The following is a 23,134-nucleotide window of genomic DNA, read 5'->3' as shown; positions in this document are numbered from 1 at the left end:
CGTACGCTGTCGGGCATGGCGGACGCTTCGATGGTCGGGCTCATGGGGCGGGTCACCGGAACGATCGGGCCCGGACTGGTCGGCGAGGTGATCGTCCGGGTGCGCGGCGGCGCCGAGCACTTCCTCGCCCACCCCGCCACCGCGACCGACCGCATCGAGCCGGGCACGGTCGTGACGGTGGTCGAGTACCTGCCCCCGAGGACCGTCTACGTCATGGCGGCGTACGACAGTTGAGCCCGCTGCGACGCAGGTGAGAGCCGCACACGTCAAGGTTCGGGCAAGAATGCGCCGGTGTCTGTACCCGGGCCCCGCGCAGGAGCACACTCCCCTTCGTTCGGTGCCGAGAGGGCACCATCCCAAGGGGGCGAATGCCGATGGTCGTCGGCGTCGTGGCAGGGGCGGCGGTTGCCGCCGTGCTCGTTGTGATCGGTCTGTTCAAGGTGATGTGGCGGGTCGCGGAACCCAACGAGGCACTGATCATCTCGGGTTCCAAGCACCGCACGGAGGGCATCGAGGAGGGCATGGGGTTCCGCATCGTCACCGGTCGCGGCACGCTCGTGATGCCCGGTGTGCAGGCGGTGCGCAAACTCTCGCTCGACCTGAACGAGACCGAACTCCAGGTGGACTGCGTGACCCACCAGGGCATTCCGCTCAGGGTGCGGGGCGTGGTCATCTTCAAGGTGGGCGACGACTTCGTGTCGATCGCCAACGCGGCCCGCCGCTTCCTCGACCAGCAGAAGCTGATGTCGGAGAGGGTGCACAACGTCTTCGCGGGTCATCTGCGGTCCATCGTGGGCGGGCTGACGGTCGAAGACATGATCCGGGACCGGGAGAAGCTCACCGGGCAGACGCGGGCCGCGTGCGGCACCGAGATGGAGAAGCTGGGTCTGATCGTGGACTCGTTGCAGATCCACGAGATCGAGGACCCGACCGGGTACATCCGGAATCTGGCCATGCCGCACGCGGCGGCCGTGCAGCGGGACGCCAGGATCGCCCAGGCGGAGGCGAACCGGCTGGCCACGGAGGCCGAGCAGCAGTCGTTCGCCCGGATGGCGGAAGCCACCCGGGACAGCGAGATCCTCCAGGCCGGCTACCAGGCCGAGCGGGACAAGGCCGCCGCCAAGGCCCGGCAGGCCGGTCCGCTCGCCGAGGCCGGGGCGAGGCAGGAGGTGGTCGTCCAGGAGACACGGGTGGCGGAGCTGGAGGCGCACCGGCGCGAACAGCAACTCCAGGCCGATGTCCGCAAGCCCGCCGACGCGGCGGCCTACGAGACGCGCACCCTGGCCGAGGCGGAGCGCGACGCTCGCATCTCGGGGGCCGAGGCCCAGGCGAAGGAGACGGAACTGGCGGCCGGGGCCGAGGCGACCCGGGTCAAGACAGCAGCGGGTGCCGAGGCCGAGGCGACCAAGGCACGGGGTGAGGCGGCCGCGCAGGCCACCCGGGCGACCGGTGAGGCCGAGGCGGCCGCCGCGCAGGCCAGGGGGCTGGCCGCGGCCGAGGCCGCGAAGGCGAAGGGTCTCGCGGAGGCCGAGGCCATCAAGGCCCGCGCCGCCGCCCTCGCCGAGAACCAGGAGGCCGTCGTCGCCCAGCAACTCGCCGAGAACTGGCCGGAGATCGTCAAGGCCGGAGCGTCCGCCTTCGGCAACGTCGACAACATGGTGGTCCTCAACGGCGCCGACGGCATGGCGGACATGTTCGCCAAGGCGCTCACCATGGGCGGCACGGGCCTTGGCCTGGCCCGCCAGCTGCTCGCGTCGATGGACCGGAACGGGCAGGCGCCGCAGGGCACCTCACCCCTCAACGGGCAGGCCCAGAAAGTACCGGTGGACGACAAGTGACCCGCCGGGTGTGACCACGGGGGCAGCCTCTAGGGTGCCCCCGTGACCCCGTTTACCGATGAGAACGTCCCGGGCCGCCACGGCCCCTCCGCCACCGTCCAGGCCGACCCGCGCGAGGTGGGCCGGGTCCGCACGGAGTACTCCCCCGCGCACGACGGCGACCCGGACCCCGGGGAGATCGTCTGGACGTGGGTGCCCTTCGAGGAGAACGACGGGCGCGGCAAGGACCGCCCGGTGCTCGTCGTCGCCCGCGAGGCCGGCGGCACCTTCCTCGCCGTGCAGTTGTCCAGCCGGGAGCACGACGGCGACCGCGAGTGGGTGCCGATCGGCAGCGGGCCGTGGGACCGGTCGGGCCGGTTCTCGTGGGTCGGCGTGGACCGGGTGCTGCGCCTGCACGAGGACGGCATGCGCCGGGAGGCCTGCGCGGTGGACCGTATGCGGTTCAACCGGGTCAGGCGCCGGCTGCAGGAACGCTACGGCTGGACCTGAAAGGTCTTCTCGAAGGCGCCCAGTACCGCGCGGTCCCGGGTCCGGTCCAGGATCCCGAACGCCACGTGCTCGAAGGTCTCCGCGAACCGGCCGCCGGGCTCCAGCAGCGCCCGGAACGCCCCCGCCACCTGGGCCGGGTCGTTGCGGAACACCCCGCAGCCCCAGGCGCCCAGCACGAGCCTGCGGTAGCCGTGGGCGGCGGCCGTCTCCAGGACCCGTTCGGCCCGGACGGCCAGGGCCCGCGGCAGCTCGGCGGCCCGTTCGGGAGCCGTGCGCAGCACCACGCCCGCGTTGGGCGCGGGCGAGGTCAGGAAGCCGGCGGTGTACGGCTCGTCCAGCAGCCCGCCCCGGTCGTCGCGGAAGACGGGCACGGCGGGTGAGTGGATGACACGGTCCGTGTAGAACGGGTCGCGGTGGGCCCGGTGGTGGTCGTAGTACGCGCGGGCCTGGAGCAGGCAGGTGTACAGCGCGGAGGCCCGGCACAGGGCCTCCTCCTGGGCTTGGGCGCCGTTGAGGTAGCCGCCGCCGGGATTGCGGGCCGAGGCGAAGTTCAGCACGGCCACGTCCCCGCCGAGCCGGCGAGCGGCCTCCAGGCTGCTCTCGCCCGTGACCTCGACGAGCGTCCCGGTCACCCGAACGGAGGGCACCGGCACCGGTTCCGGCCCGTACAGACGCGTGCCCTCGCGCGCCGCCTTCAGTTCCCCGGCGATGGACACCTCGCGGCCGTTCGGCGCCCGGTAGGCCCCCGCCGCCACGATCTGCTCCGTCTGCCGCGCGATATCGCGCAGGCGCGCGCTCACGGCGCCACCCCCGTGCGCGCCGTGACCGCGCGCCCCGCGGTCTTCCTTGTCGTGCTCACGCATGCATCGTGGGTGATGCCGGATCCGCGGCGCAACGGAGTTTCCGCCGTCGGAGAAACGCCGGGGAAAGCGCCGGGAAACGCCCGGTCGGCCCGGATGACGGGCCCGGAACGCCCTGGTTCGCCCCCTTGTGCCGAGCGACGTGAAGGTCTTGGGTGGGACGAGTGATCCTCGGCCCGGGCCGCCAAGAGCCCGGACCGATGGCATGGTGGAATCTCAGGAGGATCCCGACATGTCCGATTCGGCGAGTGGCTGTACCGAGCCACATACCGCCCTGTCCGCAGCAGACGTCGAGGCCCTGGTCCGCGGCATCTGCTTCAAGACCGGCCCGCCACGCCGCCTCGGGGTCGAGGTGGAATGGCTCGTCCACGAGCTGCGCGCACCGCAGCTCCCCGTCACACCCGAACGACTCGAAGCGGCCTACGCCGCAGTGCGGAACCTGCCTCTGAGGTCGGCGCTCACCGTGGAGCCCGGCGGCCAGCTGGAGCTGAGCTCGCCCCCCGCCGACTCGCTGACGGAGTGCATCGGTACCGTCTCCGCCGACCTCGAAGCCGTACGCACGGTTCTGCGCGAGGACGGCCTCGCGCTCGTCGGCCTCGGCCAGGATCCCTGGCACGAACCCCGCCGCTTCCTGCGCGAACCGCGCTACGACGCCATGGAGCGCTGCCTGGACCGCACGGGCCCCTCCGGCCGCGCCATGATGTGCACCTCCGCCTCCGTGCAGGTGTGCCTGGACGCCGGCCACGAGGAGCCCGGGCCGCTCGGCCTGGTGCGGCGCTGGTGGCTCGCCCATCATCTGGGCCCGGTCCTGGTGGCCGCGTTCGCCAGCTCCCCGCTCGCCGGTCACCGGCCGACCGGGTGGATGTCCACCCGGCAGCTGCTGTGGACGCGGATCGGCGCCGGCCGGGCCGGAGCACCGCCGCTGGACACCGATCCGCGCGGCGCCTGGGCCCGGCATGTGCTGGACTCCCCCGTGATGTGCGTCCGGCAGGACAGCGGGCGGCCCTGGGACGTCCCGGAGGGGCTCACCTTCCGGGAGTGGATCGAGACGGGGGTGCCGAGACCACCCACGCGGGAGGACCTCGACTACCACGTCACGACACTGTTCCCGCCGGTCAGGCCACGCGGCCATCTGGAGCTGCGCATGATCGACGCGCAGCCGGGGGACGACGGCTGGATCGTGCCGCTGGCCGTGACGGCGGCGCTGTTCGACGATCCGGAGGCCGCCGAGACCGCCTACCGGGCCGTGAAGCCGCTGGCTGAGCGGACACTGGGGCTGCCCGCGCCGCACAACCCGCTGTGGCTGGACGCCGCCCGCAGCGGGCTGGCCGACGCCGAACTGCGCGAGGTGGCCGTCACGTGCTTCACGACCGCGCTGGACGCCCTGCCCCGGCTCGGCGCCGCGCCCGAGGTCATGGAAGCCGTCTCGGCCCATCTGGACCGCTATGTCGTCCGGGGCCGCTGCCCCGCCGACGACCTGCTCGACCGACAGCGCGGCACGGACGGTCGCGCCCACGGGAAGGACATCCGCCCATGACCGACACCGATCCCGCCGTCGACATCGACACCGTCGACCCCGAGATTCTCCGCGAGCGCGCGGTCGCCTCGCTGGTCGTCGCGCGCGACCGCACCACCCTGCTGACGAGCTGTGTCGAGGAGCCCGACCTGACCGCGCAGCACTCGCCGCTGATGTCGCCGCTGGTGTGGGACCTGGCGCACATCGGCAACCAGGAGGAGCAGTGGCTGCTGCGGGCCGTCGCCGGGCAGGAGGCGATACGGCCCGAGATAGACAGCCTCTACGACGCCTTCGAGCACCCGCGGGCCGAGCGGCCGAAGCTGCCCCTGCTGTCGCCCGGGGAGGCACGCGCCTACGCTGCCGACGTCCGCGGCCGGGCGCTGGACGTGCTGGAGCGGGCGGCGTTCCACGGAACGCGGCTGACGGAGGCCGGGTTCGCCTTCGGGATGATCGCGCAGCACGAACAGCAGCACGACGAGACCATGCTGATCACGCATCAGCTGCGCAGGGGCCCGCAGGCCCTGACCGCGCCCGATCCGGAGCCGGCGCCGCTGTTCACCGGCCCGTCCGAAGTACTGGTCCCGGGCGGCCCGTTCACGATGGGCACCTCCGGTGAGCCGTGGGCGCTGGACAACGAGCGTCCCGCGCACCGGCGCGAGGTCGCGCCGTTCCACATCGACACCACGCCGGTGACGAACGGCGCGTACCAGGCGTTCATCGAGGACGGCGGCTACGACGACCCGCGCTGGTGGACGGCGGACGGCTGGGCCCACATCCGCCGGAACTCCATCGCGCACCCGCTGTACTGGCGGCGGGACGGCAGGCAGTGGCTGCGCCGGCGCTTCGGCCTCACCGAGGTCGTACCGCCCGACGAGCCGGTGCTGCACGTGTGCTGGTACGAGGCCGACGCCTACGCCCGCTGGGCCGGACGCCGGCTGCCCACCGAGGCCGAGTGGGAGAAGGCGGCCCGGTACGACCCGGCCGGTGACCGTTCCATGCGCTACCCGTGGGGCGACGCCGACCCGGGGCCCGAGCACGCCAACCTCGGCCAGCGGCACCTGCGTCCGGCGCCGGCCGGGAGCTATCCGGACGGTGAGTCCCCGCTCGGCGTACGGCAGTTGATCGGCGATGTGTGGGAGTGGACGGCGAGCGACTTCCTGCCGTACCCCGGGTTCCGGGCGTTCCCGTACAAGGAGTACTCGGAGGTCTTCTTCGGGTCCGGCTACAAGGTGCTGCGCGGCGGCGCGTTCGCCGTGGACGCGGTGGCCTGCCGGGGCACGTTCCGCAACTGGGACCACCCGATCCGGCGGCAGATCTTCTCCGGGTTCCGCACGGCCCGCTCGGAGGACGTCTGATGTGCCGTCATGTGGCCTACGTGGGGCCCCAGGAGCCGCTCGGACGGCTCCTGGTGGATCCTCCGCACAGCCTGTACCGGCAGTCGTGGGCGCCCAGGAGGCAGCGGTACGGAACGGTCAACGCCGATGGCTTCGGCGTCGGCTGGTACGCCGGGGGCGACCCGGTGCCGGCCCGCTACCGCCGGGCCGGGCCGATCTGGGCGGACCTGTCCTTCGCCGATCTCGCCCGGGTCGTACGGACCCAGGCGCTGCTCGCGGCGGTGCGGGACGCGACCCTGTCGGGCGCGGACGCGGAGGCCGCGGCGGCGCCGTTCGCCGCGGGGACCTGGCTGTTCAGCCACAACGGCGCGGTCAAGGGCTGGCCGGGTTCGCTCGCGCCGGTGTCCCGGAGCCTGCCACCTCAGGACCTGCTGTCGCTGGAGGCCCGCAACGACTCGGCGCTCGTGTGGGCACTGGTGCTGGCCCGGCTGCGCGGCGGTGACGAGGAGGGCCAGGCGATGGCCGACACGGTCCTGGAGGTCGCCGCCGCGGCGCCCGGTTCACGGCTCAACCTCCTCCTGACCAACGGCGACACCATCACGGCGACCGCCTGGGGCGACACCCTGTGGTACCTCACCCGGCCGGGCGGCGGCACGGTCGTGGCCTCCGAGCCCTACGACGACGATCCCCACTGGCGGGAGGTCCCCGACCGCACCCTCCTGGCGGCGAGCCGCACGGACGTGCTGCTCACACCACTGAAGGAACCGGCCGACCCCTAGAAGCCCCCTGACCCCCGCACCACCGAAGGAGCCCCGTACGTGAGCCCGTTCCGCCTCACCCGCACCCTGCCCGAGGACGCCACGGACGCCGCGCTGCGCGCCGACGTCCACCGGGGTCTGACCGGCACCCCCAAGACACTGCCGCCCAAGTGGTTCTACGACGCGCACGGCAGCGACCTGTTCGAGAAGATCACCGAACTGCCCGAGTACTACCCCACGCGCGCCGAGCGGGAGATCCTGCTAGGACGCTCCGGCGACATCGCCGCGGCGACCCGGGCCCGCACCCTGGTCGAGCTGGGTTCCGGCTCCTCCGAGAAGACGCGGCACCTGCTCGACGCCCTCACGGAGCTGCACACCTACGTCCCCGTGGACGTCAGCGGGAGCGCCCTCACCCAGGCCGGGCAGGCGCTCGCCGCCGACCGGCCGGGGATCGACGTGCACGCGCTGATCGCCGACTTCACCGCGGAACTGACGCTGCCGGACACGCCGGGGCCCCGGCTGGTGGCGTTCCTCGGCGGCACGATCGGCAATCTGCTGCCCGCCGAGCGCGCCGCGTTCCTGGCGTCGGTGCGGGGCATGCTCGCCCCGGGCGACGCCCTGCTGATGGGCACGGACCTGGTCAAGGACGAGGAGACGCTGGTCCGGGCGTACGACGACGCGGCCGGGGTGACGGCCGCGTTCAACAAGAACGTCCTCACCGTGATCAACCGTGAGCTCCGCGGCGACTTCGAGCCCGCCGCCTTCGACCACGTGGCCGTATGGGACGCCGAGCACGAGTGGATCGAGATGCGGCTGCGGTCCCGTACGGCGCAGACGGTGAAGGTGCCGGCGCTCGATCTCGCCGTCGACTTCGCTGCGGGCGAGGAACTGCGTACCGAGGTGTCGGCGAAGTTCCGGCAGGAGGGTGTGCGCACCGAACTGTCGGCGGCGGGGCTGGACCTGGCCCACTGGTGGACGGACGGTGCGGGCCTGTTCGCGCTGTCGCTGAGCGTGGCGCGCTGACTTCCGGCGAGCCCTGGGACGGCGGCGGAGCGGGAGGCGACGCCTCGCGCTCCGCCGCCGCGTGGGGCACGGTGGAGTGACGCGTGACAGATCCCTCGACGGGAACCCCATGGGGAACGTCACTGGAAGAGGAGCAACGGCATGTCGAACCACACCTACCGGGTCACGGAGATCGTCGGGACCTCGCCCGAGGGCGTCGACGAGGCCATTCGCAACGGCATCGGCCGGGCCTCGCAGACCCTGCGCAATCTGGACTGGTTCGAGGTGACCCAGGTGCGCGGCCAGCTCGAGGACGGGCAGATCGCGCACTGGCAGGTGGGGCTCAAGGTGGGATTCCGGCTGGAGGAGGGCGAGTAGGCCGCCGCGGTCCGAACGGCGGCCTCAGTCCGGCAGTGGTGCCGAGGTGGAACGCCCCGGCTGCCTGCCCTCCGGCGGGTAGTCGCAGTCGATGCTCGCCACCTCCCGGTCGCCGTCCTCGGAGTCGACCACGGCCACGCCGGTGCAGGCGCGGCCGTGTTCGTCGGTCCAGGTGACGATCTCGCTCCGGTCGGGCTTCGCGCAGCCCGTGAGCAGCACGACGCCGAGGAGCGCGGCTCCCGCGAACGCGCCCTTGCGGCTTCCCTTCATGGCAACCCCCGTTTGTGTCCGCTGTGTCCTGACACGCGGGGAGTGCCCGGCGGAGGTGAACACTCCGCCAACGCGTGCTCTCAGGTCCGGCCTTCCCGCTCCTGAGCCGCCTTCAGTTCGGCGGAACGAGCGGCCCAGTCGGCCCGGAGAACGGTGAAGCCCGCGCCCCGGGCGTCCTCGCAGACGAGTTCGTCGTCGTCGACGAGGACGCGGACCTCGCGCGTACGGGCGAGCCGGCGCAGGATCTCCAGCTTGGTGAACCGGGCGGGCCTGCGGTCGGCGTTCGGCCGCATGTACACGCGCCCTTCGGGCAGCCCGTGCGCGGCCAGCCAGTCGAGCGTGTCGCGCCGGCAGCGCTCGGGCCGGCCCGTGAGGTAGACGATCTCGCACTCCTGCGCGCTCTGCCGGACCATGGCGATGCCCTCGGAGAGCGGCGGGTCCTGTGGCGCCGCCGCGAAGAAGCCGTCCCAGTCCCGCGGCCTGCGCTCCAGGAACCGCTGCCGGTGCGCGGTGTCGGCGAGGGTGTTGTCCAGGTCGAACACGGCCAGCGGGGCCTTGCTTCGGTCGTCTTTCACGCTGCCCACCCTAGGCCGGAGACGCCTTCCCGTCGCCCGGCAACCTTCACCCCCGTGGCGGCCACTGCTCTGCGACAGCACGCAGGCAGAGGCAGGAGGCCGTATGCGCAACACGAGGATCTGGTCGGCGGCGGTGACGGGGGCGGCGCTGGCCATGGCGCTGGGCGGTCCGGCGGGGCCGGCGGCCGCCGCGGGCACCACCCTGGTCGTGGCACCGAACGGGGACGACTCCGCCCCCGGCACGCCCGCCCGGCCGCTGAGGACCATCCAGCGGGCGGTGGACCTGGCGAAGCCCGGCGACACCATCAGCGTGCGCGGCGGGACGTACGCCCTCACGGACAACATCACCATCGCCACTTCGGGGACCGTCTCCCAGCCCATCACCCTCGCCGCCCACCCGGGCGAGCGTGTGGTCGTCGACGGCGAGAGACTGCCCGCGAGCCACACCCCGGTCGGCGGCAGCATCCCGCGCGGCGAGCGCGGGGCGATCCACATGGAGGCGTCGTACTGGCGGATCTCGGATCTGGAGATCGTCAACGGCCCCTACGGCGTGTACTGCGACGGGTGCGACGGCAACGTCTTCTCGCGCCTGAACACCCACGACAACTACGAGTCCGGCTTCCAGCTCCAGGGCGCCTCCAGCGGCAACCAGATCCTGAACCTGGACAGTCACGGCAACCGCGACCCGCGCAAGAACGGCGAGAGCGCCGACGGGCTGGCCGTCAAGGAGGGCAGCGGCACGGGCAACGTGGTGCGCGGCGCCCGGCTGTGGAACAACGTCGACGACGGCTTCGACGCCTGGGAGTTCGCCTCCCCGGTGACGATCGAGAACACGGTGGCGTACGGCAACGGGTTCAACCGCTGGAACTTCCCCGACTTCGCGGGCGACGGCAACGGCTTCAAACTCGGCGGTGGCAGCCCGGCCCCGGCGGTGGGCCACACCGTACGCGACAGCGCCTCCTTCAAGAACGCGAAGCACGGCTTCACCGACAACGGCAACCCCGGCTCCCTCGCCCTGAGCCGCAACTCCACGTACGGCAACGCCGGTACGGGTTTCGACGCCGACGTCCCGGGCGGGACCGCCCGGCTCACCGGCAACCTGTCCATCGCTGACCAGCGTGCGGCGGCCGTCGGGGCGAAGACGGTCGCCGACGGGAACTCCTGGAACATCGGCGGCACATGGAACGCCGCCTCGGTGCGGAGCACCGACCCGGCTCCGCTCACCGGCCCCCGGGCGGCTGACGGTTCGCTGCCGAAGGCGCCGTCGTTCCTCGTCCCACGGTCCGGCGCCGCCGTCGGCGCACGTTTCTGAGCCAGCTCATTTGAGACAGCCTGGCCGGATAAATGGTCCGGACTATTCGCCGAAAACTCATTTCACGCAGGCCGTCGCAGTACCCTCACCCCTTCGCCGGGGGCGTGAACGAGCCATGACCACAAGTCAATTGACCATCACAGTTGATGGCTCAAGCACGGCACTGACATACTCCGCTTTCAGCCTCGCCACCACCCGTGGCCGGGGCTGGTCGGGGATCTCCACACAGAACCCCGAGGCCGTCCGCGTGATTCCGAACTGCGAGTTTCTCGGTTTCACGAGCCCCCCACAGAGCCCGCACCCCCTCACCATGTCCGGCGCCCCTCCACCCTGCTCGGAGGCCGGGCGCGCCACTTGTCCGACGGGGTCGAGTGCGGGGCACGAAGCAGCGAAGAAGGTGCGCCTGTGCCCGAATTCCCACCGCGGCGGGAAGACACTCCCACATTCCCGCTTCCGCACATCGAACACACACCGCCGTCTCGTATAGCCGACCATCCCGAATTCCACTCACTGCGTCGCGCACAGCGCCGGTTCGGCACCCGGGCGACCATCTTGTCCGCCGGCGGATTCCTGCTGTATGTGCTGCTGTCGAGTTTTGTTCCCGCGGTGATGAACCAGCCGCTGTTCGGCCACCTCACGATCGGACTCACCCTCGGTCTCGGGCAGTTCGTCATCATGGGTGTGACCGCCTGGTGCTATGTCCGGCACATGCGCGGCCGGGTCGATCCGCTCGCCCGCGGCCTCAGGTCCCGTCAGTTCGAGCAGGACAACCGCCGCGCCCGTTCGGCCACGGCGCCCCAGGGCGCCGGGCAGCCCCTCCAGCACGGCACGAGGGGGTTCCGCACGTGGTGACGACCGCTGCCGCCATCGACGACAGCAGCCTGCAGCTGACGTTCGTCCTGTTCCTCACCGTCGTCGTGATCACCCTGTTCACGGCCCTGCTGACGGCCCCTCAGCGTGACGAGATCAGCGAGTTCTACCTCGGCAACCGCACCATGTCGCCGTTGCGCAACGGCCTGGCCATGTGCGGCGACTACCTGTCCGCCGCCACCCTGCTGGGCAGCACCGGACTGGTCGCCCTGACCGGGTACGACGGACTGATGTACCTCGGCGGCACCACCGTCGCCTGGATGATGGTGCTGCTGCTGATCGCCGAACCCCTGCACCGCACCGGCAAGTTCACGCTGGGCGACACGGTGGCGCTGCGCCTGCCGCGGCAGCAGCGGCCGGTGCGGGTCGCGCTCGCGGTCTGCATCCTGGCCATCGCGACGCTCTACCTGGTGGCCCAACTCGTCGGCAGCGTCGCGCTGCTGACGCAGTTCACGGGAGCGCCGAGCGCCACCACCCGCACCCTGTGCGTGGCCGTGATCGGAACGTTCGTGATCCTGTACGCCTCCCTCGGCGGCATGCCCGGCGCCACGGTCATCCAGATCATCAAGGCCGTGATGCTGGTGGTGGGCGTGCTGTTCACCGCGGGCTGGGTGCTGCACCACTTCGACTGGAACCCCAACGCCCTGCTGGAGAGGGCGTCCGAACGCAGCGGTGCCGGCCTGAGCTTCCTCGAACCCGGGCTGCGCTACGGCGGGACCGTCAGCAACAAGCTGGACTTCTTCAGCCTCGAACTGGCCATCGTCCTCGGCCTCGCGGCCCTCCCGCACGTGCTGATGCGGCTGCTCGCCCCGCGCAAGGTCGGCGTACTGCGCTCCTCCCTCCTCTGGGCCGTCGGCCTGGTCGGCGCGGTCTGTTTCGGGGCCGGCATCCTCGGCCTCGGCGCCACCGCGCTCCTCGGCCGGGACACCATCGAGAACACGGACCGCACCGGCAACGCCTCCGTCCTGCTGCTCGCCCACGAACTGGGCGGCAGTGTGCTCACCGCACTGCTGACCTGCCTGGCCTATCTGACCCTGCTCGCCGTGGCGGTGGGCCTCACCCTGGCCGCGGCCTCGTCCCTCGCGCACGACCTGTACAGCGAGGTGATCCGCAAGGGCCAGGCCAGTGAGACGGAGGAACTGACCGTGGCCCGGCTGTCCGGAGCGGTCATCGGCATCCTCGGCATCCTGCTGGCCCTCGTCGCCTGGGGGGCGAACACCGCGACGCTCGCCTTCCTCGCCTTCGCCATCGCGGCGTCCGCGATCCTGCCGACGATCATCTACACCCTCTTCTGGCGGCGCTTCACGGCGAAGGGGGCGCTGCTCAGCCTCTACGGCGGCCTGGCCTGCTCCGTCCTGCTCGCCGTGTTCTCCCCCGTCGTCTCCTCCGCCCCGGCCTCCTTCTACCCCGACGCCGACTTCGCCTGGTTCCCGCTCCAGAACCCGGGCATCGTCTCCATCCCCGCGGGCTTCCTGCTGGGCTGGCTCGGCACGGTGCTGGACAAGGGCCCGGCCGAGGAGAGCAGCGTGCACGAGGAGTTCGAGGTGCGGATGCTCGTGGGCGCCGACGACTGACCCGCCCTCGGGGACATCGGCGGACGGGCACCGGGGACGCACATTGTTAATGGGATCCATTTTCATGTAGCGTCCTCGGTGCCCGACCACCGAGGAGGAGTCCCATGGCTGTCCCGAAGCGGAAGATGTCCCGCAGCAACACCCGTCACCGTCGCGCCCAGTGGAAGGCGACCACGCCGGCCCTGGTCCCGGTCACGGTCGACGGCGTCCGCCACCTCGTACCGCAGAACCTGGTCAAGGCCTACGAGCGCGGGCTGCTACGCCCCGACGGCTGAGCTCCCGGCCGCCGTGTAGAAGTGCGCGCGGACCCGGCGCAGCCATGCCTCGACCGGCGCCTCGTCGGGTGCGTCCGGCAGCACCGTGGGGCCGGTGTCGAAGGCGGCCTCGTAGTGTCTGAGCAGGGGCAGCGCGGCCGACGGGTCGGCGGCGACGCGCTCCCCGAAGGCGTGGTACTCCTCCGGGTTCTCCACGCGGATCGTCAACCGCCCGGTGGTGTACAGCTCCAGGCCCTGCCCGCACAGCCGCTTGAGATGCCGGGCGTGCTTCGCGGTGCGCCTGCGGGTGTCCGCCGAGAACGAGCCGTCGCCGCGCGCCTCGAGCCGCCGGAACTGCTGGGTGGCGTAGCCGAGATAGGCGTCCCGGACGCGCTTGGCGCACAGAAAGGCCGTCCGGATGCCGATGAGCTCGTCGCCGAGCGGGGTCCGCACCTCGTACAGCTCGTCCGGGAGCCACACCAGCTCCATCGCGGTCGGATTGCCGCCCAGGGCGAGCCGGCACCATTTGGCGGCCTCGTGCAGCGTGCTGTCCGGCGCCGTGCTGACGTGGGACTCCTTCGGCCGGCGCAGACCGTGCAGCTCCGCGGTGGGCGCCGCGAACATGCCCAGGCGGTCGATGTCGGAGCCCTCCCGGGCGAGTCCGTACGCGGTCGAGCCGACGATGCCGGAGAGCAGGACGTTGGGGACGGTCACGGTCGGCCGCCTTTCACTACGGGATACCGGGCCATTGTCCTGACCTGCCAGGACACGGTCACCCGGTTTTCCGGAGGTGCTCCCCGCGCGGCGGCGGAATACCGGCGGCCCCGTGGGGCGTAGAACCTCGTATGGAACCAGTACGCCTGTCCGTCCTCGACCGCTCCCGCACCCGCGAGGGCCACACCCACCCCGAGGCACTGCGGGACACCGTGCGGCTGGCCGGGGAGCTGGAGCGGCTCGGGTACCACCGGGTGTGGGTGTCGGAGCATCACGGTGTTCCCGGGGTCGCCGGTTCCGCGCCGACCGTGCTGGCCGCCGCCGTGGCCGCCGCGACCCGGACGATCCGGGTGGGCACCGGCGGGGTGATGCTGCCCAATCACCGGCCGCTGGTCGTGGCCGAGCAGTTCGGGGTGCTGGAGTCGCTGTTCCCCGGGCGGATCGACATGGGTCTTGGCCGGTCCGTCGGCTTCACGGACGGGGTGCGCAGGGCCCTGGGCCGCGACAAGGACGACGCCGAGGACTTCGAGGACCAGCTGCGTGAGCTGCTCGGCTGGTTCCGGGGCACCTCCCCCACCGGGGTCCATGCCCGCCCCGCCGAGGGGCTGACCGTGCCGCCGTTCGTCCTGGCCATGGGCGAGGGCGCCGGCATCGCCGCCCGCGCGGGCCTGCCCATGGTCATCGGTGATCTCCGGAACCGGGACAAGATGCGGCGCGGCATCGACCACTACCGCGAGCACTTCCGCCCCTCCGCCTGGGCGCCTGAGCCGTACGTCGTCATCTCGGGCACGATCGCCGTGGCCGCCACCCCCGAGGAGGCCCGGCGGCTGCTGGTCCCGGAGGCCTGGGCGATGGCGTACTCCCGTACCCACGGCACCTTCCCTCCCCTGCCGCCCGCCGAGCGCGTGGAGGGGCTCACCATGACCGGCAAGGAGCGCGGCTTCTACGAGGCAGGCCTCGCCGGTCATGTCGCGGGAACCGAGGAGCAGGTCGCCGATGAGCTGGAGACGCTGCTGAAGGAGACGGGCGCGCAGGAGGTCCTGGTCACCACCAGCACGTACGACCGCGAGGCCCTGCTGGACTCCTACCGGCGGCTGGCCGCGATCACCGCCGGTTAGAGTCGTTTCCCATGCACGACCGCGACCCTCATGACCCGTTCGTCCGCGTCCGCGGCGCCCGCGAGCACAACCTCCAGGGCATCGACGTCGACATCCCCCGGGACGTGCTGGCCGTGTTCACCGGCGTGTCCGGCTCGGGCAAGTCGTCGCTGGCGTTCGGCACGATCTACGCGGAGGCCCAGCGGCGCTACTTCGAGTCGGTCGCGCCGTACGCGCGCCGGCTGATCCACCAGGTGGGCGCGCCGAAGGTCGGGGAGATCACCGGCCTGCCGCCTGCCGTCTCCCTCCAGCAGCGCCGCGCCGCCCCGACCTCGCGCTCCTCCGTCGGCACGGTCACCAACCTCTCCAACTCCCTGCGCATGCTGTTCTCCCGGGCCGGCGCCTACCCGCCCGGCGCCGAGCGCCTCGACTCGGACGCGTTCTCGCCCAACACGGCGGCCGGGGCCTGCCCGGAGTGCCACGGGCTCGGGCAGGTGCACCGTACGAGCGAGGAGTCGCTGGTCCCCGACCCGTCGCTGTCGATCCGCGAGGGCGCGATCGCCGCGTGGCCGGGCGCCTGGCAGGGCAAGAACCTGCGGGACATCCTCGACGCGCTCGGCCACGACGTGGACCGGCCGTGGCGGGAGCTTCCCGCCGCGGCCCGGGAGTGGATCCTGTTCACGGACGAGCAGCCGGTGGTCACCGTGCACCCGGTGCGGGACGCGGACCGCATCCAGCGGCCGTACCAGGGCACGTACATGAGCGCCCAGCGGTACGTGATGAAGACCTTCTCGGATTCCAAGAGCCCCACCCTGCGGACGAAGGCCGAACGATTCCTGATCAGTGCGCCCTGCTCGGCCTGCGGCGGGAGCCGGCTGCGTCCCGAAGCGATGGCGGTGACGTTCGGCGGCCGGACCATCGCGGAGCTGGCGGCGCTGCCGCTGGTCGAGCTGGCCGCCGGTCTCGACGCGACGTCGGAGACCGCCCGGGTCCTCACCGCCGACCTCACCTCCCGGATCGCGCCGGTCGTCGAACTGGGCCTCGGCTACCTCAGCCTCGACCGGCCCACCCCCACCCTCTCCGCCGGCGAACTGCAACGCCTGCGCCTCGCCACCCAGCTGCGCTCCGGCCTGTTCGGCGTCGTCTACGTCCTCGACGAGCCGTCGGCCGGACTGCACCCGGCGGACACCGAGGCGCTGCTCACGGTGCTGGAGCGGCTGAAGGCGGCCGGGAACTCGGTGTTCGTGGTGGAGCACCACCTCGATGTCGTACGCGGCGCCGACTGGCTGGTGGACGTGGGCCCCGACGCGGGCGAGCACGGCGGGCGGGTGCTGCACAGCGGCCCGGTGGCGGAGCTGGCCGCCGTCGAGGAGTCGGCGACGGCCCGCTATCTGTTCGACCGCTCCCCCGCCCCGGCCCGGGAGGTCCGCGAACCGAGCGGATGGCTGAGGACCGGCCCGGTCACCCGGCACAACCTGCGCGGCGTGACCGCCGACTTCCCGCTCGGCGTGTTCACCGCTGTCACGGGGGTGTCCGGCTCGGGCAAGTCCACGCTCATCGGCGAGATCACCGAGGACAGGGCGGACACGGCGGGGGTGGGCCGGCTGGTCTCGGTCGACCAGAGGCCGATCGGGCGCACCCCGCGCTCGAACCTCGCGACCTACACGGGACTCTTCGACGTGGTGCGCAAGGTGTTCGCGGCGACGGACGGCGCCCTAGAACGGGGCTTCGGCGTAGGCCGGTTCTCCTTCAACGTGGCGGGCGGGCGCTGTGAGACCTGCCAGGGCGAGGGGTTCGTCAGCGTGGAGCTGCTGTTCCTGCCGAGCACATACGCGCCCTGCCCGGACTGCGGCGGGGCCCGGTACAACCCCGGGACACTGGAAGTGACGTACCGGGGACGGAACATCGCGCAGGTGCTGGACCTGACGGTGGAGAGCGCGGCGGAGTTCTTCGCGGACACCCCGGGCGTGGCCCGCAGCCTCACCACCCTGCTGGACGTGGGGCTCGGCTATCTGCGCCTCGGCCAGCCCGCGACCGAACTGTCCGGCGGCGAGGCCCAGCGCATCAAGCTGGCGAGCGAGCTCCAGCGCGGCCGGCGGGGCCACACGCTCTACCTCCTCGACGAGCCGACCACCGGTCTCCACCCGGCCGACGTGGACGTCCTGATGCGCCAGCTGCACGGCCTGGTAGACGCCGGGCACACCGTGATCGTCGTCGAGCACGACATGTCCGTCGTCGCGCGCGCGGACTGGGTGATCGACCTCGGGCCGGGCGGCGGCGACGCGGGCGGCCGGATCGTGGCGGCGGGGCCGCCCGCGGAGGTGGCCCGGGCGGAGCCGGGCGCCACGGCGCGGCATCTGGGCCGGGCGCTCGGCGGAAGCCCGTCGTAGACGGCCGACGGGACCGGTCGTGGCCGGTCAGCGGGCGGCGAGCAGACCGGCGACGAGGTCCCGGGGCAGGCCGTGGGTGTCGTGGAGGTAGCCGTAGTCCTCTTCGCTGAGCGGTCCCCGGTATTCGGGCCGGGACAGCAGGCGCCTTCCCCGTTCGAGGAGCCTGCCGAACCGCTGTTCCTCGTCGAGGAGGACCTCCCGGACGAGGTCCCGGCCGAAGGGCTGGCGGAAGTGGTCGAGGGTGTGCTCGATCAGCTCCGGGGGGAGGTCGGCGAGGGTGCGGGAGGAGTCGCCGCGTCCGAGGGTGGTGAGGAGACGGCGGATCAGCCGGCGCAGGACGTAGCCGCGGCCGGTGTTCGAGGGCCGTACGCCGTCGCCGAGCACGACGATGCCGGCGCGCAGATGGTCGCTGACCAGGCGGGTCGACGGGCCGTCCAGGCCCCACAGCGAGGGCACGGTCCGCATCCAGGGTTCGAAGAGGTCCGTGTCGTAGACCGACCGGTGCCCCTGGAGGACGGCGACGAGGCGTTCCAGGCCCATGCCCGTGTCGACGCCGGGCTGTCCCAGGGGGACGAGAGTGCCGTCGGCGTGGCGCTCGTAGCGCATGTGGACGTGGTTCCAGAGTTCCGTCCAGCGGGGGTCGGTGGAGGGAGTGCCCTGGGGCGGGGTGCCGGGCTCGCCGGTCCAGACGAAGATCTCCGAGTCGGGCCCGCACGGGCCGGCCGGGCCGTTGGACCACCAGTTCTCCTCCCCGGCCCGTTCCACCGGCAGCCCCAGCTCCTCCCAGACGCGCAGCGATTCGGTGTCGGGGCCGACCTCGTCGGAACCGCCGAAGACCGTGACGTGCAGCCGCTCGTGCGGGATGCCGAATCCGTCGCGCAGCAGTTCGTACCCCCAGCGGAGCGACTGGGCGTGGTCGTAGTCGCCCAGTGACCAGGAGCCGAGCATCTCGAACACCGTCAGATGCGTGGTGTCGCCGATCTCGTCCAGGTCGGTGGTGCGCAGGCAGCGCTGGAGGTTGACCAGCCGCCGCCCCTGCGGATGCGGGCGGCCCAGCAGATACGGCGTGAGGGGCTGCATGCCGGCCGTGGTGAAGAGCACCGGGTCCGAGGGCGGGGGCAGCAGTGTGCTGCCTGTGACGAGCCGGTGCCCGCGCTCACGGAAGAAGTCGTTGAACGTCCGTACGGTCCGGTCCGTGTCCATGGCGGTCTCCTTGAGGTCAGGGTGACCGGAACGAACCGCGCGAGGGAAGCCGGAGAGTACGAGGGTACGGGGGTCCTGGCGGTCCGTTTCCGGCCGCCGGGAAGGGGTGACGAGGTCAGGCTTCGGCAGCCGGTGAGCTGGTCGCTCGCGCGGCTGCGGCTTCGGTGCGCTTGATGACCTCCATGGCTGCGACGGTAACAGCGGGCGCCGGGACGGTCGCGGGATTTTTCGTGCCGTCGTACGGCCGGGTCACCAGGGCGGCGTGTGTCCAGGCCGGCTGTGCGGGCCGCGCCGGCTGGGCGGCCCGGGCGAGCGAGCGCCGGTCGGGGTGGGCACCCGGGGGTATGACGGCCTGTACGTCCACGTCGGCCACCAGTCCGCGCGCCGACACCACACGCCAGACCGAGGCCGGCAGCGTGTCGTCGCCGACGAAGGCGGGCGCGGTGCTCGTGGAACCACCGGCGATCCGGTACTGGATGCGTACCGGCTGGACGGCGGCCCCCGCGTCCAGGGCGGCCTGGAAGACGGCCCGGCGGAAGATCCCCTGGGAGCGGCCGCACCAGGTGCTGCCCTCGGGGAAGACGCCGACGGCCCGGCCCTCGCGCAGCACCTCGGCGATCCGGGCGACGGTGCCCGGGAGGGCCCGCAGGCGGTCCCGGTCGATGAACAGGACGCCGCCGCGCGCGGCCAGCGGCCCGGCGACGGGCCACCGCCGCACCTCGGTCTTGGCCAGCATCCGGGCGGGACGTACGGCGGCCAGCAGCGGGATGTCCAGCCAGGAGATGTGGTTGGCGACCAGCAGCAGCCCGCCGGTGGGGGCGGTGGCGCCGGTGATGCGGACCTGGACCCCTGCGGCCCGCACGATCCACCGGCACCACCGCCGGACCAGGGACGCCGGTATACGTGCGCCGAACGGCGTCAGCACGATCCCGGCGAGGAGGAGCAGGACGACCGCGGCGAGCCGCAGCACGGCCCAGGGCACGGCCCTCGCCACCGGCTCGACACACGCCCGGGGCGTACATGGCGCGAGGGGCAGCCAGGCGCTCATCAGGCCGGCACGAGGGAGAGGAAGTGCCGCAGGTAGCGCGAGTTGACCCGGCTCATCGGCAGCAGCACGTACAGGTCGGCGACGCCGAAGTCCGGGTCGTGGGCCGGCTCGCCGCACACCCAGGCACCGAGGCGCAGATAGCCGCGGAGCAGGGCGGGCAGTTCGACGCGGGCGGCGGGGGCGGGACCCGGGATCCACGGCAGCAGCGGCTGGACGCGGTACTCCAGCGGCGACAGGTGCTTGTCGCTCACCCGGTCCCAGGTGGCGGAGGCGAGAGCGCCGCCGTCGGCCAGCGGGATGGAGCAGCAGCCGGCGAGCCACTCGTGGCCGCGGTCGACCATGTAGCGGGCGATACCGGCCCAGATGAGGCTGATGACCGCGCCGTCACGGTGGTCGGGGTGGACACAGGAGCGGCCGACCTCGACGAGTTCCGGCCGGATCCCGCCGAGGGAGGTCAGATCGAACTCGCTCTCCGAGTAGAGTCGCCCGGCGACCGCCGCGCGCTCCGGCGGCAGCAGCCGGTAGGTGCCGACGACCTGGCCGGTCGTCTCCTCGCGGACGAGCAGGTGGTCGCAGTACGCGTCGAACGAGTCGACGTCCAGGCCCGGCTGCGGGCCGGTCAGCAGGGCGCCCAGCTCCCCGGCGAAGACGTCGTGCCGCAGCCGCTGGGCGGCACGCACGTCCTCCTCGTTCCGGGCGAGGGAGACGGTGTAGCGGGTGGGGGCCGTGGGCTGCGCGGGGCGGTCGACGGTCAGTACGCCGGTCATGGCTCTCTCCTGGTCACGGGCCGGAGGCGGCGAGCGGTGCCGCCGCCCACTGTTGTGCCCATGCCGCCTGACCAACGAGTAACCACTGCCAGGATCGCGGATGCCAGGAGATTGAATGCCAGAAGTGTATCGCCCTGAAGGGGCGCGGGGAACTGCGCGCTCAACCCCCACGCACCCGCACCCGGCACCTACCCCTTACCCACCCGCCGAGTGGCCCGCAGCCACTCCTTGTTCATACTGGTGATGGACATCAGCGGAATCCCCTTGGGACAAGCCGTGGCACACTCCCCCGCGAGCGTGCACCCCCCGAATCCTTCCTCGTCCATCTGCTCCACCATGTCCAGGACACGAGTCTCCCGCTCGGGCGCCCCCTGCGGCAGCACATTGAGATGGTTGACCTTGGCGGACGTGAACAGCATCGCCGCCCCGTTGGGGCAAGCCGCCACACACGCACCGCACCCGATGCACTCGGCGTGCTCGAAGGCGAAGTCGGCGTCCGGCTTCGGTACCGGCGTGGCATGCGCTTCCGGAGCAGCGCCCGTCGGCGCGGTGATGTAGCCACCGGCCTGGATGATCCGGTCGAAGGCGGACCGGTCCACGACCAGATCCTTGATGACCGGGAAGGCCGACGCCCGCCACGGCTCGATGTCGATCGTGTCGCCGTCCTCGAAGGACCGCATGTGCAACTGGCAGGTCGTGGTGCGTTCCGGCCCGTGCGCGTCCCCGTTGATCACGAGGGAACAGGCACCGCAGATGCCCTCGCGGCAGTCGTGGTCGAAGGCCACGGGGTCCTCACCCCGCAGGATGAGCTCCTCGTTGAGCGTGTCGAGCATCTCCAGGAAGGACATGTCGGGCGAGATGTCGTCCACCTGGTACGTGGACATCGTGCCGTCGGCGTCGGCGTTCCGCTGCCGCCAGACGCGCAGGGTGAGCTTCATGCGTAGCTCCGCTGAGTGGGGTGGACGTACTCGAAGGCCAGGTCTTCCCTGTGCAGGGCCGGAGCCTCGCCGGTGCCGGTGAACTCCCAGGCGGCCGCGTACCCGAACTCCTCGTCCTTGCGGGCGGCCTCGCCGTCGGGCGTCTGGGACTCCTCGCGGAAGTGGCCGCCGCAGGACTCGGCGCGGTGCAGCGCGTCGAGGCACATCAGCTCGGCCAGCTCCAGGTAGTCGACGACCCGGTTGGCCTTCTCCAGCGACTGGTTGAACTCCTCGCCGGTGCCCGGCACCCTGATCCGCCGCCAGAACTCCTCCCGGATCTGCGGGATGCGCTCCAGGGCCTTGCGCAGCCCGGAGTCCGTGCGGGCCATGCCGCAGAACTCCCACATCAGCTCGCCGACCTCGCGGTGGAAGGAGTCGGGGGTGCGGTCGCCGTCGACGGACAGCAGCAGGTTGAGCCGGTCCTGGGTCTCGGCCAGCACCTCCTGGACGACGGGGTGCTCGTCGGTGACCGGGTCGTGGTGCGGGTTGCGGGCCAGATAGTCGTTGATGGTCGCCGGCAGCACGAAGTAGCCGTCGGCCAGACCCTGCATCAGCGCGGAGGCGCCGAGCCGGTTGGCGCCGTGGTCGGAGAAGTTGGCCTCGCCGATCGCGAACAGCCCGGGGACGGTGGTCTGGAGGTCGTAGTCGACCCACAGGCCGCCCATCGTGTAGTGCACGGCGGGGTAGATCCGCATCGGCACCCGGTACGGGTCCTCGTCGGTGATCCGCTGGTACATGTCGAAGAGGTTGCCGTACCTGGCCTCGACGGCCTTGCGGCCCATCCGCGCGATCGCGTCGGCGAAGTCCAGGTACACGCCCTGGCCTCCGGGACCGACGCCCCTGCCCTCGTCGCACACGTTCTTCGCGGCACGCGAGGCGATGTCACGCGGCACGAGATTGCCGAAGGACGGGTAGATGCGCTCCAGGTAGTAGTCGCGCTCGTCCTCGGGGATCTCGTTCGGGGGCCGCCGGTCCCCCTTCGCCTTCGGCACCCAGATACGCCCGTCGTTGCGCAGCGACTCGCTCATCAGCGTCAGCTTGGACTGGTGGTCGCCGGTGCGCGGGATGCACGTGGGGTGGATCTGCGTGAAACAGGGGTTGGCGAAGTAGGCGCCCCGCCGGTGGGCCCGCCAGATGGCGGTGGCGTTGGAGTTCATGGCGTTCGTCGACAGGTAGAAGACGTTGCCGTAGCCACCGCTCGCGAGTACGACGGCGTCCGCGAAGTAGGTGTCGATGCGGCCGGTGATGAGATCCCGGGCCACGATCCCGCGCGCCTTGCCGTCGATGACGATCAGGTCGAGCATCTCGGTCCGCGGGTGCATCTCGATGTTGCCGGCGGCGATCTGCCGGCTCAGGGCCTGGTAGGCGCCGAGGAGGAGCTGCTGGCCCGTCTGGCCGCGGGCGTAGAACGTGCGCGAGACCTGGACGCCGCCGAAGGAGCGCGTGTCGAGCAGCCCGCCGTACTCACGGGCGAAGGGCACGCCCTGGGCCACGCACTGGTCGATGATCTCGACGGAGATCTGCGCGAGCCGGTGGACGTTGGACTCACGGGCCCGGAAGTCGCCGCCCTTGACGGTGTCGTAGAACAGCCGGTGGATGGAGTCGCCGTCGTTGCGGTAGTTCTTCGCGGCGTTGATGCCGCCCTGCGCGGCGATGGAGTGGGCGCGGCGCGGGGAGTCCTGGTAGCAGAACTGAACGACGTGGTAGCCCTGTTCGGCGAGGGTGGCACCGGCTGAGCCGCCGGCCAGGCCCGTCCCCACCACGATCACCGTGTGCTTGCGCCGGTTGGCGGGGTTGACCAGCTTGGCCTCGAAGCGGCGCTTGTCCCAGCGCTCGCTCACGGGTCCGGCGGGGGCCTTGGTGTCGACGACCGGTTCGCCGGTCGTGTACTCGGCGTAGGTAGACATG

General features: G+C 71.9%; 23 protein-coding genes. 14 read left to right on the top strand and 9 right to left on the bottom strand.

Annotated features, from left to right (window positions below):
• Positions 1-15 precede the first annotated feature (15 nt).
• From ACIBK5_RS07590 to ACIBK5_RS07580, 3 genes are all read left to right on the top strand, one after another.
• Positions 16-234, top strand: coding sequence for a hypothetical protein (locus ACIBK5_RS07590; RefSeq protein WP_399017168.1), 219 nt, complete (start codon positions 16-18; stop codon positions 232-234).
• Between the two features lie 134 nt (positions 235-368).
• Complete coding sequence (locus ACIBK5_RS07585) at positions 369-1,838, top strand: SPFH domain-containing protein (RefSeq protein ID WP_399017166.1); 1,470 nt, start codon at positions 369-371, stop codon at positions 1,836-1,838.
• Positions 1,839-1,880: 42 nt separating this feature from the next.
• Entirely contained in the window at positions 1,881-2,327 is a 447-nt protein-coding gene (locus tag ACIBK5_RS07580; protein ID WP_399017164.1) for a type II toxin-antitoxin system PemK/MazF family toxin, read from the top strand.
• Here ACIBK5_RS07580 and ACIBK5_RS07575 read toward each other — a convergent pair.
• Entirely contained in the window at positions 2,312-3,127 is an 816-nt protein-coding gene (locus ACIBK5_RS07575; RefSeq protein WP_399017327.1) for a TIGR02452 family protein, read from the bottom strand. The genes ACIBK5_RS07580 and ACIBK5_RS07575 overlap by 16 nt on opposite strands.
• A gap of 292 nt (positions 3,128-3,419) precedes the next feature.
• Between ACIBK5_RS07575 and egtA the strand changes: the two genes are divergently transcribed.
• From egtA to ACIBK5_RS07550, 5 genes are all read left to right on the top strand, one after another.
• On the top strand, positions 3,420-4,724 hold the full coding sequence (gene egtA, locus ACIBK5_RS07570; protein ID WP_399017162.1) for an ergothioneine biosynthesis glutamate--cysteine ligase EgtA: 1,305 nt from the start codon (positions 3,420-3,422) through the stop codon (positions 4,722-4,724).
• The gene (gene egtB / locus ACIBK5_RS07565; RefSeq protein WP_399017160.1) at positions 4,721-6,058 is read left to right on the top strand and encodes an ergothioneine biosynthesis protein EgtB; all 1,338 of its coding nucleotides are present in this window, start codon (positions 4,721-4,723) and stop codon (positions 6,056-6,058) included. Before egtA ends, egtB begins: the two co-directional genes overlap by 4 nt.
• Complete coding sequence (egtC, locus tag ACIBK5_RS07560; protein WP_399017158.1) at positions 6,058-6,816, top strand: ergothioneine biosynthesis protein EgtC; 759 nt, start codon at positions 6,058-6,060, stop codon at positions 6,814-6,816. Before egtB ends, egtC begins: the two co-directional genes overlap by 1 nt.
• Positions 6,817-6,855: 39 nt before the next feature.
• Positions 6,856-7,818 (top strand): L-histidine N(alpha)-methyltransferase, encoded by a 963-nt coding sequence (gene egtD, locus ACIBK5_RS07555; RefSeq protein ID WP_399017156.1) that lies wholly within the window; start codon positions 6,856-6,858, stop codon positions 7,816-7,818.
• Between the two features lie 141 nt (positions 7,819-7,959).
• A complete protein-coding gene (locus tag ACIBK5_RS07550; RefSeq protein ID WP_399017154.1) occupies positions 7,960-8,175 on the top strand; it encodes a dodecin in 216 nt (71 codons plus the stop codon).
• A 24-nt stretch (positions 8,176-8,199) separates the two neighbouring features.
• On the opposite strand, the gene ACIBK5_RS07545 is transcribed toward ACIBK5_RS07550, so the two are convergent.
• Positions 8,200-8,445, bottom strand: coding sequence for a hypothetical protein (locus ACIBK5_RS07545; protein WP_399017153.1), 246 nt, complete (start codon positions 8,443-8,445; stop codon positions 8,200-8,202).
• An 80-nt stretch (positions 8,446-8,525) separates the two neighbouring features.
• Entirely contained in the window at positions 8,526-9,020 is a 495-nt protein-coding gene (locus ACIBK5_RS07540; RefSeq protein ID WP_399017151.1) for a hypothetical protein, read from the bottom strand.
• Positions 9,021-9,123: 103 nt separating this feature from the next.
• Between ACIBK5_RS07540 and ACIBK5_RS07535 the strand changes: the two genes are divergently transcribed.
• From ACIBK5_RS07535 to rpmF, 4 genes are all read left to right on the top strand, one after another.
• On the top strand, positions 9,124-10,332 hold the full coding sequence (locus ACIBK5_RS07535; RefSeq protein ID WP_399017149.1) for a right-handed parallel beta-helix repeat-containing protein: 1,209 nt from the start codon (positions 9,124-9,126) through the stop codon (positions 10,330-10,332).
• A 459-nt stretch (positions 10,333-10,791) separates the two neighbouring features.
• Complete coding sequence (locus ACIBK5_RS07530) at positions 10,792-11,184, top strand: DUF485 domain-containing protein (RefSeq protein ID WP_399017325.1); 393 nt, start codon at positions 10,792-10,794, stop codon at positions 11,182-11,184.
• Positions 11,181-12,776: a cation acetate symporter gene (locus ACIBK5_RS07525; RefSeq protein WP_399017323.1), complete on the top strand. Its 1,596-nt coding sequence runs from the start codon at positions 11,181-11,183 to the stop codon at positions 12,774-12,776. The genes ACIBK5_RS07530 and ACIBK5_RS07525 overlap by 4 nt, the downstream gene beginning before the upstream one ends.
• A 104-nt stretch (positions 12,777-12,880) precedes the next feature.
• On the top strand, positions 12,881-13,051 hold the full coding sequence (rpmF, locus tag ACIBK5_RS07520; protein ID WP_399017147.1) for a 50S ribosomal protein L32: 171 nt from the start codon (positions 12,881-12,883) through the stop codon (positions 13,049-13,051).
• On the opposite strand, the gene ACIBK5_RS07515 is transcribed toward rpmF, so the two are convergent.
• Positions 13,034-13,744 (bottom strand): DNA polymerase beta superfamily protein, encoded by a 711-nt coding sequence (locus ACIBK5_RS07515; protein WP_399017145.1) that lies wholly within the window; start codon positions 13,742-13,744, stop codon positions 13,034-13,036. The two genes, rpmF and ACIBK5_RS07515, sit on opposite strands and share 18 nt — an antisense overlap.
• Positions 13,745-13,875: 131 nt before the next feature.
• On the opposite strand from ACIBK5_RS07515, the gene ACIBK5_RS07510 reads away from it, so the two are divergent.
• Together ACIBK5_RS07510 and ACIBK5_RS07505 are read left to right on the top strand one after the other, a co-directional pair.
• Entirely contained in the window at positions 13,876-14,862 is a 987-nt protein-coding gene (locus ACIBK5_RS07510) for an LLM class flavin-dependent oxidoreductase (RefSeq protein WP_399017143.1), read from the top strand.
• 11 nt (positions 14,863-14,873) lie between these two features.
• Positions 14,874-17,231 carry an ABC transporter gene (locus ACIBK5_RS07505; RefSeq protein ID WP_399017142.1) on the top strand — a complete coding sequence of 786 codons (2,358 nt, stop codon included), beginning with the start codon at positions 14,874-14,876 and terminating at the stop codon, positions 17,229-17,231.
• 27 nt (positions 17,232-17,258) lie between these two features.
• On the opposite strand, the gene ACIBK5_RS07500 is transcribed toward ACIBK5_RS07505, so the two are convergent.
• The 5 genes from ACIBK5_RS07500 to ACIBK5_RS07480 form a co-directional block, all read right to left on the bottom strand.
• Complete coding sequence (locus ACIBK5_RS07500; protein ID WP_399017140.1) at positions 17,259-18,434, bottom strand: alanine--tRNA ligase-related protein; 1,176 nt, start codon at positions 18,432-18,434, stop codon at positions 17,259-17,261.
• Positions 18,435-18,549: 115 nt separating this feature from the next.
• On the bottom strand, positions 18,550-19,482 hold the full coding sequence (locus ACIBK5_RS07495; protein WP_399017138.1) for a lysophospholipid acyltransferase family protein: 933 nt from the start codon (positions 19,480-19,482) through the stop codon (positions 18,550-18,552).
• Complete coding sequence (locus tag ACIBK5_RS07490; protein WP_399017136.1) at positions 19,482-20,249, bottom strand: GNAT family N-acetyltransferase; 768 nt, start codon at positions 20,247-20,249, stop codon at positions 19,482-19,484. Before ACIBK5_RS07490 ends, ACIBK5_RS07495 begins: the two co-directional genes overlap by 1 nt.
• 188 nt (positions 20,250-20,437) lie before the next feature.
• Entirely contained in the window at positions 20,438-21,187 is a 750-nt protein-coding gene (locus ACIBK5_RS07485; protein WP_399017135.1) for a succinate dehydrogenase/fumarate reductase iron-sulfur subunit, read from the bottom strand.
• On the bottom strand, positions 21,184-23,133 hold the full coding sequence (locus ACIBK5_RS07480) for a fumarate reductase/succinate dehydrogenase flavoprotein subunit (RefSeq protein ID WP_399017133.1): 1,950 nt from the start codon (positions 23,131-23,133) through the stop codon (positions 21,184-21,186). The genes ACIBK5_RS07485 and ACIBK5_RS07480 overlap by 4 nt, the downstream gene beginning before the upstream one ends.
• Position 23,134: the final 1 nt, after the last annotated feature.

The sequence above is a fragment of the Streptomyces sp. NPDC050546 genome (assembly GCF_044457425.1).
GTDB lineage: Bacteria > Actinomycetota > Actinomycetes > Streptomycetales > Streptomycetaceae > Streptomyces.
The sequence above is the reverse complement of the archived record's forward strand: the minus strand, read 5'-3'. Positions and strand labels throughout refer to the sequence as shown.